Annotated in this window: 16 protein-coding genes; 8 read left to right on the top strand and 8 right to left on the bottom strand. The window is 57.0% G+C overall.

Annotated elements, in window-relative coordinates:
* Positions 1-32 precede the first annotated feature (32 nt).
* Together glyQ and glyS are read left to right on the top strand one after the other, a co-directional pair.
* Positions 33-944, top strand: a complete 912-nt coding sequence (gene glyQ / locus B4056_RS07550; RefSeq protein ID WP_039381606.1) for a glycine--tRNA ligase subunit alpha — start codon at positions 33-35, stop codon at positions 942-944.
* A gap of 9 nt (positions 945-953) precedes the next feature.
* Positions 954-3023 carry a glycine--tRNA ligase subunit beta gene (glyS, locus tag B4056_RS07545; RefSeq protein WP_039381608.1) on the top strand — a complete coding sequence of 690 codons (2070 nt, stop codon included), beginning with the start codon at positions 954-956 and terminating at the stop codon, positions 3021-3023.
* A 56-nt stretch (positions 3024-3079) separates the two neighbouring features.
* Here the strand turns inward: glyS and B4056_RS07540 are convergent, their stop codons facing one another.
* Both B4056_RS07540 and fdhE read right to left on the bottom strand, forming a co-directional pair.
* Positions 3080-3691: a glutathione S-transferase gene (locus tag B4056_RS07540; protein ID WP_071668235.1), complete on the bottom strand. Its 612-nt coding sequence runs from the start codon at positions 3689-3691 to the stop codon at positions 3080-3082.
* Positions 3692-3739: 48 nt separating this feature from the next.
* Positions 3740-4666, bottom strand: coding sequence for a formate dehydrogenase accessory protein FdhE (fdhE, locus tag B4056_RS07535; protein ID WP_094111895.1), 927 nt, complete (start codon positions 4664-4666; stop codon positions 3740-3742).
* Positions 4667-4998: 332 nt separating this feature from the next.
* Between fdhE and fdhD the strand changes: the two genes are divergently transcribed.
* The 3 genes from fdhD (at position 4999) to B4056_RS07520 (ending at position 7704) form a co-directional block, all read left to right on the top strand.
* Positions 4999-5790, top strand: a complete 792-nt coding sequence (fdhD, locus tag B4056_RS07530; protein ID WP_223811803.1) for a formate dehydrogenase accessory sulfurtransferase FdhD — start codon at positions 4999-5001, stop codon at positions 5788-5790.
* A gap of 149 nt (positions 5791-5939) precedes the next feature.
* Entirely contained in the window at positions 5940-6557 is a 618-nt protein-coding gene (sodA, locus tag B4056_RS07525) for a superoxide dismutase [Mn] (RefSeq protein WP_039381619.1), read from the top strand.
* A gap of 184 nt (positions 6558-6741) precedes the next feature.
* Positions 6742-7704: a VirK/YbjX family protein gene (locus B4056_RS07520; protein WP_094111897.1), complete on the top strand. Its 963-nt coding sequence runs from the start codon at positions 6742-6744 to the stop codon at positions 7702-7704.
* Positions 7705-7710: 6 nt separating this feature from the next.
* On the opposite strand, the gene B4056_RS07515 is transcribed toward B4056_RS07520, so the two are convergent.
* The 5 genes from B4056_RS07515 to B4056_RS07495 form a co-directional block, all read right to left on the bottom strand.
* Positions 7711-8073 carry a YibL family ribosome-associated protein gene (locus tag B4056_RS07515; protein WP_065647847.1) on the bottom strand — a complete coding sequence of 121 codons (363 nt, stop codon included), beginning with the start codon at positions 8071-8073 and terminating at the stop codon, positions 7711-7713.
* 89 nt (positions 8074-8162) lie between these two features.
* Positions 8163-8708 carry a mannitol operon repressor MtlR gene (gene mtlR / locus B4056_RS07510; protein WP_175540444.1) on the bottom strand — a complete coding sequence of 182 codons (546 nt, stop codon included), beginning with the start codon at positions 8706-8708 and terminating at the stop codon, positions 8163-8165.
* 63 nt (positions 8709-8771) lie between these two features.
* Positions 8772-9920 (bottom strand): mannitol-1-phosphate 5-dehydrogenase, encoded by a 1149-nt coding sequence (gene mtlD / locus B4056_RS07505; protein ID WP_113655840.1) that lies wholly within the window; start codon positions 9918-9920, stop codon positions 8772-8774.
* Positions 9921-10013: 93 nt separating this feature from the next.
* Positions 10014-11948: a PTS mannitol transporter subunit IICBA gene (locus tag B4056_RS07500; RefSeq protein ID WP_039381628.1), complete on the bottom strand. Its 1935-nt coding sequence runs from the start codon at positions 11946-11948 to the stop codon at positions 10014-10016.
* 431 nt (positions 11949-12379) lie between these two features.
* On the bottom strand, positions 12380-13096 hold the full coding sequence (locus B4056_RS07495) for a DUF3053 domain-containing protein (protein ID WP_071668231.1): 717 nt from the start codon (positions 13094-13096) through the stop codon (positions 12380-12382).
* 699 nt (positions 13097-13795) lie between these two features.
* Between B4056_RS07495 and B4056_RS07490 the strand changes: the two genes are divergently transcribed.
* The gene (locus B4056_RS07490) at positions 13796-14092 is read left to right on the top strand and encodes an HTH-type transcriptional regulator (protein WP_039381633.1); all 297 of its coding nucleotides are present in this window, start codon (positions 13796-13798) and stop codon (positions 14090-14092) included.
* A 41-nt stretch (positions 14093-14133) separates the two neighbouring features.
* Here the strand turns inward: B4056_RS07490 and B4056_RS07485 are convergent, their stop codons facing one another.
* The gene (locus tag B4056_RS07485; protein ID WP_104085869.1) at positions 14134-14727 is read right to left on the bottom strand and encodes an HD domain-containing protein; all 594 of its coding nucleotides are present in this window, start codon (positions 14725-14727) and stop codon (positions 14134-14136) included.
* A 60-nt stretch (positions 14728-14787) separates the two neighbouring features.
* Between B4056_RS07485 and B4056_RS07480 the strand changes: the two genes are divergently transcribed.
* Positions 14788-15252, top strand: a complete 465-nt coding sequence (locus B4056_RS07480; protein ID WP_071668230.1) for a MarR family winged helix-turn-helix transcriptional regulator — start codon at positions 14788-14790, stop codon at positions 15250-15252.
* Positions 15253-15325: 73 nt separating this feature from the next.
* Positions 15326-15754 (top strand): organic hydroperoxide resistance protein, encoded by a 429-nt coding sequence (locus B4056_RS07475; RefSeq protein WP_039381640.1) that lies wholly within the window; start codon positions 15326-15328, stop codon positions 15752-15754.
* Positions 15755-15876 lie beyond the last annotated feature (122 nt).

The following is a 15876-nucleotide window of genomic DNA, read 5'->3' as shown; positions in this document are numbered from 1 at the left end:
TTTAATTCACCCGTATCCCGTGCGAATTCAACATGCAAAAGTTTGATACCAAGACCTTTCAGGGCCTGATCCTGACCTTGCAGGATTACTGGGCGCGCCAGGGCTGCACCATTGTCCAGCCGCTGGACATGGAAGTGGGCGCCGGCACCTCACACCCGATGACCTGCCTGCGCGCTATTGGCCCGGAGCCGATGGCCAGCGCCTACGTGCAGCCTTCACGTCGTCCGACCGACGGACGCTATGGTGAAAACCCCAATCGTCTGCAGCACTACTATCAGTTCCAGGTGGTGATCAAGCCTAACCCGGACAATCTTCAGGAGCTCTACCTCGGCTCGCTGAAAGAGCTGGGTATCGATCCCACTATCCACGATATTCGTTTCGTAGAAGATAACTGGGAAAACCCGACGCTGGGCGCCTGGGGCCTCGGCTGGGAAGTGTGGCTCAACGGTATGGAAGTGACGCAGTTCACCTACTTCCAGCAGGTTGGCGGCCTTGAGTGCAAGCCGGTCACGGGTGAGATCACCTATGGCCTGGAGCGTCTGGCGATGTATATCCAGGGCGTGGACAGCGTCTACGATCTGACCTGGAGCGACGGTGCATTTGGCAAAACCACCTACGGCGATGTGTTTCATCAGAACGAAGTAGAGCAGTCGACCTATAACTTCGAATATGCCGACGTCGGTTTCCTGTTCAGCTGTTTTGAGCAGTATGAGAAAGAGGCGCAGCAGCTGCTGGCGCTGGAGAAGCCGCTGCCGCTGCCAGCCTATGAACGCATTCTGAAAGCGGCCCACAGCTTTAACCTGCTCGACGCGCGCAAGGCGATCTCCGTTACCGAACGCCAGCGCTATATTCTGCGTATTCGCACCCTGACGAAAGCCGTGGCGGAAGCCTACTATGCGTCACGCGAGGCGCTGGGTTTCCCGATGTGCAACCGTAATAAGTAAGAGGCAGCCATGACCGATAAAACTTTCCTGGTGGAAATTGGCACCGAAGAGTTGCCTCCGAAAGCCCTGCGCAGCCTGGCGGAAGCTTTTGCTGCACACTTTACTGCCGAGCTGGACAGCGCTGGCCTGACGCACGGCGAAGTCAGCTGGTTTGCTGCTCCGCGCCGTCTGGCGCTGAAAGTCGCAGCGCTGGCGGCGGCGCAGCCCGATCGCGAGATTGAGAAGCGCGGCCCCGCCGTCGCGGCTGCGTTTGACGCAGCGGGTAATCCGACGAAAGCAGCTGAAGGCTGGGCACGCGGCAACGGCATCACGGTCGATCAGGCTGAGCGCCTGAGCACCGATAAAGGCGAATGGCTGGTGCATCGCGCCGCGGTGAAGGGCGAGCAGGCCAGCGCGCTGCTGCCGGCAATGGTCACTACCGCACTGAGCAAGCTGCCGATTCCAAAACTGATGCGCTGGGGCGCCAGCGATGTCCAGTTCGTGCGCCCGGTGCATACCGTGACGCTGCTGCTGGGAGAGGAGCTGATCCCGGCCACTATCCTGGGCGTACAGTCAGCGCGCACCATTCGCGGCCACCGCTTTATGGGCGAGCCGGAGTTTACGCTGGAGCACGCCGATCACTATCCGCAGCAGCTGCTGGCGCGCGGTAAGGTAATGGCTGATTACGCTGAGCGTAAAGCAAAAATCAAGGCGGATGCGGAAGCGGCTGCACAGCAGCTGGGCGGCGTCGCCGATCTCAGCGACAGCCTGCTGGAAGAGGTTGCTTCGCTGGTGGAGTGGCCGGTGGTGCTGACCGCAACGTTTGAAGAGAAGTTCCTGGCAGTACCGGCGGAAGCGCTGGTCTATACCATGAAAGGCGATCAGAAATATTTTCCGGTCTACAGCCCGGAAGGAAAACTGCTGCCGAACTTCATCTTCGTTACCAACATCGAGTCAGGCGATCCGCAGCAGATCGTGGCCGGTAATGAAAAAGTTGTGCGTCCCCGTCTGGCGGATGCGGAGTTCTTCTTTAACAGCGATCGTAAAAAGCGTCTGGAAGATAATCTGCCGCGTCTGGAGACGGTGCTGTTCCAGAAAGAGCTGGGCACGCTGCGTGATAAGACCGACCGCATTCAGGCGCTGGCAGGCTGGATCGCCGCGCAGATTGGTGCAGATGTCAATCACGCGACCCGCGCCGGCCTGCTCTCCAAGTGCGACCTGATGACCAACATGGTGTTTGAATTTACCGACACCCAGGGCGTCATGGGTATGCACTACGCCCGTCATGACGGGGAAGCGGAAGATGTGGCGGTAGCGCTCAATGAGCAGTATCAGCCGCGCTTTGCTGGCGATGCGCTGCCTTCTAACCCGGTGGCCTGTGCCGTCGCGATTGCAGATAAAATGGATACGCTGGCGGGCATTTTTGGTATCGGTCAGCATCCGAAAGGCGACAAAGATCCCTTTGCACTGCGCCGCGCCGCGCTGGGCGTACTGCGTATTATCGTCGAGAAGAATCTGCCGCTCGATCTGCAGAGTCTGACCGAAGAGGCCGTGCGCCTCTACGGCAGCAAGCTGAGCAACGCGAAAGTGGTTGATGAGGTGATCGACTTCATGCTGGGTCGCTTCCGTACCTGGTATCAGGAAGAGGGTCACAGCGTTGATACCATTCAGGCGGTACTGGCGCGTCGTCCTACCCGTCCGGCAGATTTCGATGCGCGCATGAAAGCGGTATCGCATTTCCGCACGCTGGAGGCAGCCTCAGCGCTGGCAGCGGCCAACAAGCGCGTGTCGAACATTCTGGCAAAAGCCAGCGATCCGCTGAACGACAGCGTGCAGGCATCGCTGCTGAAAGAGAACGCGGAGATCCAGCTGGCGACTTTCGTCACCGCGCTGAGCGACAAGCTGCAGCCCTGGTTTACTGAAGGCCGCTATCAGGATGCGCTGGTGGAGCTGGCACAGCTGCGTGAAGCGGTAGATAACTTCTTCGACAACGTTATGGTTAACGCAGAAGATGATGCCGTGCGCGTGAATCGTCTGACGCTGCTGGCACAGCTGCGTCAGCTGTTCCTGCAGGTGGCAGATATTTCCCTGCTGCAGTAAACGGCAGCAGGATGCGGTAGCGAAAGGGACGAGCAATCGTCCCTTTTTATTGCCGTCTAACCTGCCGGCGGCACGGTACGCGCGAAGCTCTCGCGCTGAAACAGGGTTTCCGCCAGTTTGACCAGCGCCGGGCGGTTTACACACCAGTTCGGCAGCACGCGACGGAAATTCAGATAGCCAATCATGCAGCCGGTCGCGATATCCGCCAGATTCAGTGTGCCGGTGTTGATCAACTCCGCTTTCGCCGCGGCCGCCTCCAGCGCATCCAGACCGCGCTGGATTTTTTCACGGTTGCGCAGCAGCACCTCTTCAGACTGCTGCGCGCCAGGCCGCATCTGTTCCCGCACAATGGTCACCGCCGCGTCGTTAATACCATCAGCCAGCTTTGCCAGCTGGCGTACCTGCAGCGCGCGCAGCGCATCATCAGGCAGCAGGGCGGGTGCTTCATCACGCAGCTCAATAACCTGAGCAATGACAGAAGAGTCGTACCAGGTTAATCCGCGCTCGTCGATCAGAGCCGGTACTTTTCCCAGCGGATTATAGTGGGGCACCTGGCTATCTTCCGCCCAGGGTGTATGGTTTATAAACTCAAACACGATGCCCTTTTCCAGCAGAATAACTGAAATTTTGCGCACGAACGGGCTGGTATAACTGCCTATCAGTTTCATCAAAGCCTCCGTATAAAACGCGGTACGTAGCGGTAACGCCCGGGCCAGCTATTCGCCGGGAAACATAAATGGATTCAGGCTACTGCGGGCAAACCCTTCCTGCTCCATGCGCGCATCCAGCACCAGCGACGCCAGGTCGTCGGCAACAGGCTCTACCGCCGGATCCCGCTCCTGGCAGAGCAGTTTCATATAGGTGCCGCAGTCGCCGCAGCTCTCTGCATGAACGGCAGCCTGGTGATTATCGAGCGACCAGAGGTGCAGATCGCGCGTCTGCTCACAGTTGCAGCATCGGTCACTGGCGACGTGCCACTCACTTTCGCACAGGTTGCAGTGCAGATAGCGTAATCCCTCCTGCGCCACATCCATATGCACCAGGCCGGTAACCGGAACGCTGCCGCAGACCGGGCAGAACTGCCGGTGATCGCCCTGTTCCGTCCGCACCTTGCCGGGTATCATAGCGGCCATCTGCGCCCAGTACAGCGACAGTGCAGCCCAGACAAAAGGCGACTTATCGCTGCTGACCCGGCTAAATTCCCCGGCCAGCAGCGCGCTGGCAAGCGTCTCCAGCTCGCTGGCGGACGATTTTTCCAGGTTCTCCAGCACCGCCAGCGCCTGGCCACTCATCTCCGGTTTGAGTTCTGCAATCAGTGAATGCAGCAGCTGCTGCCAGTGACGATCGCGCGGATAGTGGCGAATATCAAGCGGCGGCTCATTGCGCTGCGCGCTTTCTGCAAGGCGCGGACGCAGATCGAGCCGCAGCGGATGGTCATACAGCACAATCTCCTGCGCCTGAGCGATCACTGCAGCAAAGCGCAGATAGTCACCCAGCGGATTTTTTGCCGCCAGATGGCGCAGGCGTGCAGCGCGACGGCTATAGAGATTTTTCAGCCGGGGAAACAGCAGCGGCGGGATCTGTTCCGCGGTCTGCGGTTCGCGTGTTTCCGGCTGATTCTGCGGAATAATGCGAATACTCATCAGGGAACACCTCTATTTTCTGGCGATAACGCTGCCAACAATGAAAGCAGCACGACTACGCTGATGATAGCAGCCTGACGCTCAGGCGGCTGGCTGACGGACGATTAACTGCCGGTGACGGCAGCCGGAGGGAGGGACGATTCTGTGACCGCCGCAGGCCGCGCAGCCAGAGTGCCAGCACATAAGTTGAAGAAAAATTTTTGGCCGACGTTCATGCTCAGCATCTGAACCGGCAGCCGGTATAGCGTCCAGGCCGTGAGGCCCGCCGCTTTTGATGAGTGCAATAAGAGACAGATAACGTGACAGCAAAACAGCAGGCAGGTGAGCAACCTGTGAAAACGATCGCTGGCGTAAGCCAGGCTGAAGTGTGGCAGCGCCGGACACCGGAAACGGCCGAAACTGACTGGCTGGCACAGGAGGTGCCGGTAGCGCTGGTCTATAACGGCATCTCGCATGTGGTCATGATGGCGACGCCTGACAACCTCGAGGCGTTTGCGCTGGGTTTCTCGCTTTCAGAAGGGATTATTGAACAACCGGCTGAGATCTATGGCATCGATGTGGTGCCGGGCTGCAACGGCATTGAAGTACAGATTGAGCTCGCCAGCCGCCGGTTTATGGCGTTAAAAGCGCAGCGCCGGGCGATGGCGGGGCGAACCGGCTGCGGCGTTTGCGGCGTTGAGCAGCTGGATCAGATTGGTAAGCCGCTGCAGCCGCTGCCTTTTACCCAGACGTTTGACCTGGCTCAGCTGGACAGCGGGCTGGCGCGGCTGCGTGACTATCAGCCGGTGGGCAATCTTACCGGCTGTACGCACGCGGCGGCATGGCTCTCACCCGAGGGATTGCTGCCGGGCGGCTGTGAAGATGTCGGGCGGCACGTTGCGCTGGATAAGCTGCTGGGGCTGCGCAGTAAGCAGGGATGGCAGCAGGGCGCAGTACTGGTTTCCAGCCGCGCCAGCTATGAGATGGTGCAGAAGTCCGCCATGTGCGGCGTGGAGATCCTGTTTGCGGTCTCGGCCGCCACCCAGCTGGCAGTAGAGGTTGCGCAGCGCAGTAATCTGACGCTGGTAGGCTTCAGTAAGCCAGGGCGGGCAACGATCTATACCCACCCGCAGCGGCTGCGCTAGCCGGTTCAGGCCGCTGAACCGCAAATCCTTATCATTTCTACGGCATTGATAACCCTTTTATGGATCATGATTTTAACTATAATGATCCCACTGCTTACGCGGCACACTGGTAAGGTGATGCTGCAAAACATTAAATGGAGAGGAAGAACATGAGTTATTCACTGCCATCCCTGCCGTACGCCTACGACGCACTGGAACCGCACTTCGACAAGCAGACGATGGAAATCCATCACACCAAACACCACCAGACCTACGTAAACAACGCTAACGCAGCGCTGGAAGGTACCGAATTCGCCGATCTGCCGGTTGATGAGCTGATTACCAAACTGGATCAGCTGCCAGCAGACAAAAAAGGCCCGCTGCGTAACAACGCTGGCGGCCACGCTAACCATAGCCTGTTCTGGAAAGGCCTGAAAACCGGCACCACGCTGCAGGGCGACCTGAAAGCGGCTATCGAAAAAGATTTCGGTAGCGTTGAGAAATTCCAGGAAGAGTTTGAAAAAGCAGCAGCTACCCGTTTTGGCTCTGGCTGGGCGTGGCTGGTGAAAAAAGGCGACAAACTGGCTGTGGTTTCAACCGCTAACCAGGATAACCCGCTGATGGGTGACGCGATCGCCGGTGCGTCTGGCTTCCCAATCATTGGTCTGGATGTGTGGGAGCACGCTTACTATCTGAAGTATCAGAACAAGCGCCCTGACTACATCAAAGCGTTCTGGAACGTAGTGAACTGGGACGAAGCAGCAGCGCGTTTTGCTTCAGCAAAATAATCAGCGCTTATTTCTGCGTAAAAAACCGGTGCGATGTCGCCGGTTTTTTTTATCTGCGTCACGGCAATCTAAACCCCAGCTAAACAGCAAACCGTTTAGTGCCGGCGGGGTGGGGTCATTAACGAATCGTTGAAGCGGCTGTGCTTAACATTGCAGCAGGTTTTTTCGAGACGTTAAGCTCCTTATGACAACAATTACCCACACTGAATCGGGCGATCTCTCTTCTTCAGCGCTGTTTTTTCCGCTGATCAGCGGCAAACTTCGACCTGATAATCTCTGGCACAGCGGCCGCTTTCGTACCAAGTTTGCGTTGCGAACGGCGCTCTATCCGTTTACCACGCTGACCTATCTGCAGCAGCTGGCGCAGCTGCCCTTTTTGCCACAGCTGATGGCCAGCCAGGGTCTGCTGCCCGCTAAACCGCATCGTCCCTATCTCTGTTCGCGGTTTAGCGTGGCGCAGCGCGCACGCGCTATCGTGCAGCACTACCAGCATGTTGCACAGCTTGATAATCCCGCCCTGCGTCAACTAATGCTGAATCCGGCCGGGACGCCTGTTGCACAGCTCAGCGGCAAAAATGAAGAGCAGTTTACGATTGCCTGCAGCTCCGGCTATTACGATCGCGAAGGTGAGCTGACGCTGACGTTGCACTATCAAAGTATGCTGCTGGCCTCCCTCTCATTCTCGCTGATTGGCGGGCCGCAGCGGTGTACGCTGTTTATTGGCGGACTGCAGGGGCCGCGCAAGCATATTCCGTCGGAGGCGATCCGCGAAGCGACCAAAGCTGCGCACGGTCTGTTTCCCAAGCGCGTGCTGATGGAAGCACTGTTTCTGCTGGCGGAGGCGTGTGGAGCAGAAGCGATAGCCGCCGTCGGCGACACCACGCATGTGTTTCGCAGCCTGCGCTATCGACACAGTAAAGGGGATAAGTTTTTTGCCAGCTACAGTGAGTTCTGGCTGTCGCTGGGCGGCGAGGAGCGGGCCGACGGCTGCTTTACGCTGCCGCTGCAGATGGAGCGCAAAGCGCTGGAGGAGATAGCCAGTAAAAAGCGCGCCGAATATCGCCGGCGCTACACGCTGCTCGACAGCCTGAAAGAGCAGGTTCAGCAGGCCGCCGGCTGCGCTCACCGCGCAGACCGTGCAGCCTGAACAGCCTCAGAACGGCTGTTTTGCGTAGCCGGTCATGACTTTCAGACCCATTTCTCGTCCCAGCGCGGTCATCGGATGCACCACAACCAGGCCGCGCACGCTTTTCTTCAGCGCACCCATGTTGGCCTGCTCTTTTTTCGTGATTTCACGGCTGAACGGCAGCTGCTGCAGCTGCTGCGCCTCTTTGCTCAGCTTTTCATCACGTACGCCGCGCAGACGTTCAATCTCCTGCACCAGCGTCTCTTTCTCTTTCAGCAGCGCACCCAGCTTTTCAGCGTCACCCGCTTCCAGCAGCTGGGGTTCTTTGCGGTTCAGTGCGTCCAGCTGATCGCTGAGGCGTTTGATCTCGGCTTTGACTTGTTCTTTCATTGGAAAAACTCATTAAGGAAAACAGGGAAAGGATACATTAATTTAGGCCGGGCGGGCAGTACGACTGTTCGATGTACCGCTGCCTGAGGTCAGACAGCGGGCTTTTTGAATGCCTGTTTGTGCGAAATACGGGAAATAAGTTCGGTCAAAGAGAGCACCATGGTGGATCGCACCATCTGCAGATAACGCTGCTGCTGCATAATGCGCAGCGCCTCATCATCGCGGGTGAAGTCGGGCTGTGGCGGCCAGGCGACCACGCAGTGCAGCTCACTGAACGGACCCAGCACCTCGTCATCAGTAAAGCGATAGTCGCTGGCGTCGTGGTTCAGCTCTTCGCGCAGCGTCAGCAGCAGTTCGCAATCCTCATACTCCTGCCGCGTAATCACGCCCAGTCCGTAAACAAGCTTAAGACGTACCGACAGCTCGCCCAGCGGCCCGTCTCCCAGCAGCAGCGGTTCGACGGCGTACCTTACCGCATAATCATCTTTGCGAAAGACCTGCAGCACCAGCAGATTAACCGCTTCTGCCAGCAGTTCAACCGCAGCAATCAGAAAGCTTCTCACCGAACGACCGGCGTTCAGGCGCTCAAGCACCTGGTTTTCAAAAGCCTGCTTCTCTTCCATCATTGCCTGCATCGTTCAGCTACCGTCTGCGGGCGCAACCCTGTTGCGCCCGGTTTGCTCACCCGGGGGCGCGCATTATGCCATAGCGCTGTAAGCGCTCACCACAGCCTCTACTGCCTGACTCTCCGGCTCCAGGCCGGAAATTTTTACCAGCGTCTCTGCAACGCCCTGTTCCGCGATCAGCGTGGCCAGCTCCTGCGCCTGCGGATCGGCATCGCTGCGGTAGTGCATCGCGGCTGCGATCCCCTGCACCAGATTATCTTGCGGTAGCTGGTACTCCAGCGTGCCGAGCAGCGGTTTAATCAGGCGATCGCCTGCGCTCAGCTTGCGCAGCGGCTGGCGGCCTACGCGCTCGACGTCATCTTTCAGGTAAGGGTTCTCAAAGCGGGTAAGGATTTTGCTGATGTAAGCCGCATGTTTCTCTGCATCAAAATCGTAGCGCCTGATCAGAACGGCGCCGCTCTCCTGCATGGCCCCCTCAACCACGGCGCGAATGCGGCTATCCAGGATCGCATCGCGAATGGTTACATGACCCGCCAGTTTGCCCAGATAAGCGGTAATAGCGTGGCCGGTATTAAGGGTAAAGAGCTTGCGTTCAACAAACGCCATCAGATTGTCGGTCAGTTCCATGCCAGGGATCGCCGGCAGCGCCCCTTTAAACTGCGTTTTATCAACAATCCATTCGCTGAAGGTCTCAACGGTCACTTCCAGCGGATCGCTGCTGCCCGCTTCAGAAGGCGGGACAATACGATCCACGGCGGAATCGACAAAGCCGACGTGCGCTTCTGCCCAGGCGTGATGCTGCGCCGGCAGCGCCTTCAGCACATGCTGCTTCAGCTGACTGGTGCCGCGCACCATATTTTCGCAGGCGATGATGTTAAGCGGTGCGGTATTACCCCGATCGTGGCGGGCGATCAGACCCTGCGCCACGCTGCCGGCAATACGTTCAAGGATCTGCGGTCCGACGGCAGTCGTGACCAGATCGACTTCAGCGATCAGCGCAATGATGTCATCGCTGGTGCTGTTAACGGCGCTGACGCCGGTGACCGTCTCTGTTTTTGCCTGTTCGCCAACAACATGAACCGGATAGGTGTGACGGGCGTTAAGGGCATCCAGCACAACCTGATTGACGTCAGCAAAGACCAGCTCGATGCCGGCATCGGCCAGCAGCTTGCCGATAAATCCGCGACCAATATTGCCTGCTCCAAAATGTAACGCTTTCATAAAATTGACCCATCTCAAATAGCGAAAGGGCGGGCATTTCCGCCCCGGACACAGGGCGGGCCTGCCCGCCCCGGGGAAAAAACTGCTGACTGATTACGCTTTGACGCTGCTGCCTGAGAGCAGATCCAGCACTTCCTGCACGCTGCGGGTCTGCGCCAGTCGTTCAATCACGCTATCATCATCCAGCGCGTTGGTCAGGCTGGTGATCACCTGAATGTGCTCATTGTTGCGGGCCGCAATCCCGATCACCAGGCGCGCCACCTCATCCGGCTCATCGCCAAACTGTACGCCTGCCGGATACTGACAGAACACCACGCCTGTTTTCAGCACGCGATCTTTTGCTTCTACCGTTCCGTGCGGAACCGCAATCGACTCACCCAGATAGGTTGGCGTCAGCTTTTCACGGGCCAGCATCGCCTCAACGTACTCTGGCTGGACATAGCCACCTTTTACCAGCTGCTCACCGGCAAAGCGGATCGCCTGCTCTTTGTTGCTGGCGCTCAGATCGAGGAATACGTTATCCGTCCCGAGCTTAAACAGGTGCGTATTCTCGTTATCAAAGCTGTCTGCCAGCGTTGACTGCACCGTTTCGCGATGCGCCACGCTGCGGTTTACCGTGACCAGTCGCTCGGTCAGGTTGGTGTAGAGCGCGCTATCAAGGAAATTATTCAGCGAGATATGCTGCGCCTGCGGTGCCTGACGCATCGCCCGTTCCGTGAGATCGCGGTGTGTGATCACCAGGTCAACGTCACCCGGCAGCGCATTAATAGCGCTGTTCGTCACCGACACATTCGTGAGGCCCGCATCCTGCACTTTTTTGCGCAGCACGCCGGCACCCATGGCGCTGGAACCCATACCGGCGTCACAGGCAACGATGATTTTACGCACGTGGCTCACGTCTACGCTGTGAGCGTCAGCTACTACCGGTGCGCCTGCCGCCGGCTGGCCTTTAGACTGCGCTTTCATGTCGCGCATACGCTGGGTCGCCGCTTCAATATCTTCGTCTTCTTTCACTTTGCTGGTTTTCAGCAGGATAGAAGAGACAACAAAAGAGACGGCAAAAGCGGCTACGATAGCGGCAACGTTAGCAAAATAGGCGCCTTTTGGCGTCATCGCCAGCACGGCCAGGATAGAACCCGGTGACGCCGGAGAGACCAGGCCGCCATTCAGCAGCGTCAGCGTAAATACGCCGGTCATACCGCCCAGGATCACCGCCAGCAGCAGGCGCGGCGCCATCAGCACATACGGGAAGTAAATCTCATGGATGCCGCCGAGGAAGTGGATAATAGCGGCACCGCCCGCTGACTGTTTGGCGCTGCCGCGACCAAAAATCATATAAGCGACCAGCACGCCCATCCCCGGGCCCGGGTTAGCTTCGATCAGGAAGAAGATCGATTTACCCGCTTCGCTCGCCTGCTGAATACCCAGCGGCGAGAAAATGCCGTGGTTGATGGCGTTGTTAAGGAACAGGATTTTCGCCGGCTCAACAAAAATAGAGGTCAGCGGCAGCAGGTTGTTCTGCACCATCAGGTTAACCCCGGCGGCGAGAATGTGCGACAGCCCCTGCACCAGCGGACCAATAGCCAGGAACGCCAGCAGCGCCAGCAGCATACCGATGATGCCGGCGGAGAAGTTATTCACCAGCATCTCGAAACCGCTTTTGATCTTGCCGTCAACGGCCCGGTCAAACGCGCGGATTGCCCAGCCGCCCAGCGGTCCGGCAAGCATCGCGCCGAGGAACATCGGCATATCGGCACCGACAATGACGCCCATTGTTGTAATGGCGCCGACCACGCCACCGCGATCGCCGCCGACCAGACGGCCGCCGGTGAAGCCAATCAGCAGCGGCAGCAGATAGGTGATCATCGGACCGACGAGTTTCGCCAGCGTTTCGTTCGGGATCCATCCGGTTGGAATAAACAGCGCGGTGATGATACCCCATGCGATAAACGCACCGATGTTAGGCATCACCATATTACTCAGAAAGCGACCAAAGCTCTGCACTCTGACCTTGACTGATGAGGACATAAACCCACCCCTTATTGAGACGCGCTGCAATAAGAGCGCGCATTTGTTTTTGTTGAGACATTACGGCGGGGGCCGTGGCATTACTGTATGCAGGCGGACTCTAGCACTTGTTCAGGAGCGTGCGTAGCGTCCGGAATTAGTGTGATCCATATCACGCAAAAGCGGGGTGAACAGGGGGGGTTAATGTGACTCTTGTCACACAAAGACAGGATAAAAAAGCAGCGACGCCGAAAAATTCAGCAAAAAAGCGGGTTTTATGTGATAAGCCTCACTCTTTGGTAGTGCGGGTTTATTGCAGAAGTGTGATTAGCGTCACAAAGAATTTCTGGTCATAATTGCGCCAGATCACAGGCGGGTAGGTAAAGCGGCAGGCCGTTATAAAGCGAAGCGCAGCGAGAACCGGGCAGTGGTAATACTGCCCGTAACCGGCGTTATTGCCAGGAACCCTGTACTGCATTTTGCGCCTGCGTCAGCGCCTGCGCATTTGCAGACAGCTCACTCATCAGCGCATTGTACCGGGTCGCCTGATCCTGCGTCGGGAACTGTACGCCACCATCATTAAAAGTGACGCGTGTTCCCTGCGATTGCAGATAGTCTCCGGTCTGTACAGCGCTCTGGCTCAGCGCCTGCAGCTTAGGCAGCAGCGGGATCAGCGTGCCTGCCGGCTGTGTAACCACTTTTGCATAGGCTGCGTCATACGACTTTTTCAGGTCGTCGGGCTGTTTAAGCGTCGCCTTGCTGCTGTCAGCCTGCATTTTCGCGCTCTGGATCTGCTGCGTCAGAACGCTGAGATTGCCGCTCACCTGGCGCAGGGTATCGCGGCGGGTCAGATAATCCTGCGGAACGCGAATCGCTGCCAGCTCATCCACGACCGGACGCATACCCTGTTCCGTGGCCTGACTCACCTGCTGAGAAAAGCCATACAGAATGGCATAGTCACTGGCGTAGTTACCGAAGGTCTGCTTCTGGTTTTCACTCAGTGCCGGCAGATGTTCACCGCTGCGCATCACGGTATTTTGCAGAAAATCGTTAAACGCCTTACGCTGATCGCCCTCTTTGTCACCGCAGGCGGTGAGTTGCAATATGACCAGCGCGCTGGCGAGCAGCATGCCGGTACGCATCCAGATGCGGGAAGTTCCTGACGCCATGTTTCAACTCCTGTCGTGACAAAATGGCAATATGTGAATCGCTGAGAATGGTCCTAAAGAATAGTGCAATGGCCTGGCGTGCACAATGACCGAAGGCGTGCAGTGTGATGCTCTCCGGTCAGCGCGCCCGTGTGGCACAGCAATAGTCAACGATGTGGCAGACCGCTGCCCTATTTCAGCCCCTGACCAGCGTAGCAGGCGAAGGAGTGCACGCAGCAGAGGCGGCATAACTCATAACCTCTCCTTTAATATGCATCAGACTGGTGCATCTCTGCTCTATTATTGAGCACAATGCGAACAAAAATGCCGCAGCGGCGGTGCGAAACGTCCGCAGGATGCGAAATGCGGATCTGGCGCTATTTTTGCTTCATTCAGGACAGAGGGCAGAGTGTGACAGACAGCAACTTTTTACCTGACAGGCACTTAAGCGTTACTGCAGGTTTTAGCCATAAGCAAGATGAAAAAATAATCAAAAAACAGACAGCAATTCCTGGATTCTGACCCATACTAAGAAACCCGGCAATTGTTGCATTGCGCTGACATGTTCGCAGTGCCCAGCAGGCTGTGTCCCGTAACGGTTTTATAACTCTAACGTCCAAACCGCTGCGGGATGCAGCCTGATAAAGCCTGGTTTCAGCATCATTTGATGCTTACCTCTCTACTTTCACGTGCTTCATAGTGAGTTTTAAGGAGTTCTCTATGGAATTAAAAGATCCAATGGTTGAATTACTCAGCAGTCTTGAGCAAATTGTTTTGACACGTGATGCTAAGCCTTCCGTATCAGATATTGCACTCAACACGGTGTCAGTTCCCGAGCCACAGCGTTTACGTGAGATGACCGGCATGCAGGTGGATGAGTTCGCCCGCGTGATGGGGGTGAGCGTCTCATCAGTAAAAAGCTGGGAAGCGCAGCGCACGCGCCCCTCCGCTACGGCACGCAAATTGATGAAGCTGCTGCAGGCGAATCCTTATCTGGGACGGCAGCTGCTTGAGTAACCAATTATCGGTTCTCCGAACCCGCCTGCACGGCGGGTTTTTTATTTCAGCGCTTCAAATTTAGCCGCCTGACGGGCGAACCAGCTTTCCGGAACGTTATAGGGGGGCTGCGACAGTTGCTGCAATCCCTGTTTGATATTCTGATGCGCCTGCTGCCAGAGCTGTTTATCGCCCTGCAGCAGTAGCTGAATCTGCACCTGCTTCTCAATCAGATAAACGCGCGCAAAATCCGGGTCAAACTGCACTATCGCGCGGGTATTATCGATAATATCTGCCAGCTTGATCGTCTGCGCTTCGGGTGAGGCGTCCGCCGTATGCCGGAAGTGTGCCAGTTTGCGCGCCGCGCGGTTTCTGGCCTGCGGCTGGGCGCTGTCAGTCAGCATCGCGACCAGGCCGGCTACGCGCTGGCCAAACTGCTGTTCAATATCCTGTAGCGTGCTGGATGTGTCTTCTACCGTATCGTGCAGCCAGGCAGCTGCCAGCATCTCTTCATCATCGGTTACGCTGCGCACCAGTTCAGCCACTGCCTGCGGGTGAACGATATAGGGCTCATCGGTGTATTTACGTCGCTGGCCTGTAGCTGCATGAAGTTCAGTAGCAAAACGACGCGCCTGCTCCTCCAGTGAATCCTGCATCTTCACTCTCCCGTGAAAAGTAGCTTGCAATTATCTAGCGCGCTATCTATATTAATTTGCATGAACAGTAATCAAGATGGCAAAAAAGTGAAGCGGCCGCCACTCCAGGTTGATCAGCATCTCTGTTTCGCGCTCTACTCGGCAAATCTGGCCATGCATAAGGTCTATCGTCAGCAGCTGGCGGCACTCAATATCACCTATCCGCAATACCTGGTGATGCTGGTGCTCTGGGTGCAGGATGATGTCACGGTGTCAGAGATTGGCGAACAGCTGTTTCTTGACTCCGCGACGCTGACGCCGCTGCTTAAGCGGCTGGAAACAGCCGGGCTGGTGCGCCGGCAGCGTTCACGCCAGGATGAACGGCAGGTCGTGGTGACGCTGACCGATGAGGGGCGCGAGCTACAGGCGCGCGCCGCTGCGATTCCGGAAGCGGTGCAGTGTGCGACGGCCTGTGACACCGGGACGATGGCAGCGCTGAAAGAGCAGCTTGATATGCTGCGCACCAATCTGAACCGCGCAGGCTGACTGCGCGGTTAAAAAAGCATTTACATCGGCGCGGATAAGTAGCGCGTTATTATATAGCGAACGGAGATAAAGTATGTCTTTAGACAAAGTGGTTTATACAGCTAAAGCAAAAGCAACCGGTGGCCGTGACGGACGTGCAACCTCTTCTGACAACGTCCTGGACGTTAAGCTGGGCGTGCCAAAAGAGATGGGCGGAGCCGGTGGCGAGGCGACTAATCCGGAGCAGCTGTTTGCGGCGGGCTATTCAGCCTGTTTCCTCGGCGCCATGAAATTTGTTGCCGGTCGCGACAAAATCGCGATGCCAAAAGAGGCATGGATTGAAGGTGAAGTTGGCATCGGCCCGATTCCGACCGGTTTTGGTATTGAAGCTACGCTGAATATCCACCTGCCGGAGATGGATGCTGCAGAAGCCCAAAAGCTGGTCGATGCTGCACACATCGTGTGCCCTTACTCTAATGCCACCCGCGGCAATATCGACGTGACGCTGAATATCATTAATTAAGCACGCACGCGGTTAACCGGGCTCCTGCGGGAGCCTTTTTTATTCACCCACTTTTAGCCCGCACAAAAAAATCTGGTCTTACCATTGGTTAAATGTTCTACTGCTGCGCTTAACACGGCATC

This window comes from Pantoea sp. UBA7232 (genome assembly GCF_002473195.1).
GTDB lineage: Bacteria > Pseudomonadota > Gammaproteobacteria > Enterobacterales > Enterobacteriaceae > Pantoea > Pantoea eucrina.
The sequence above is the reverse complement of the archived record's forward strand: the minus strand, read 5'-3'. Positions and strand labels throughout refer to the sequence as shown.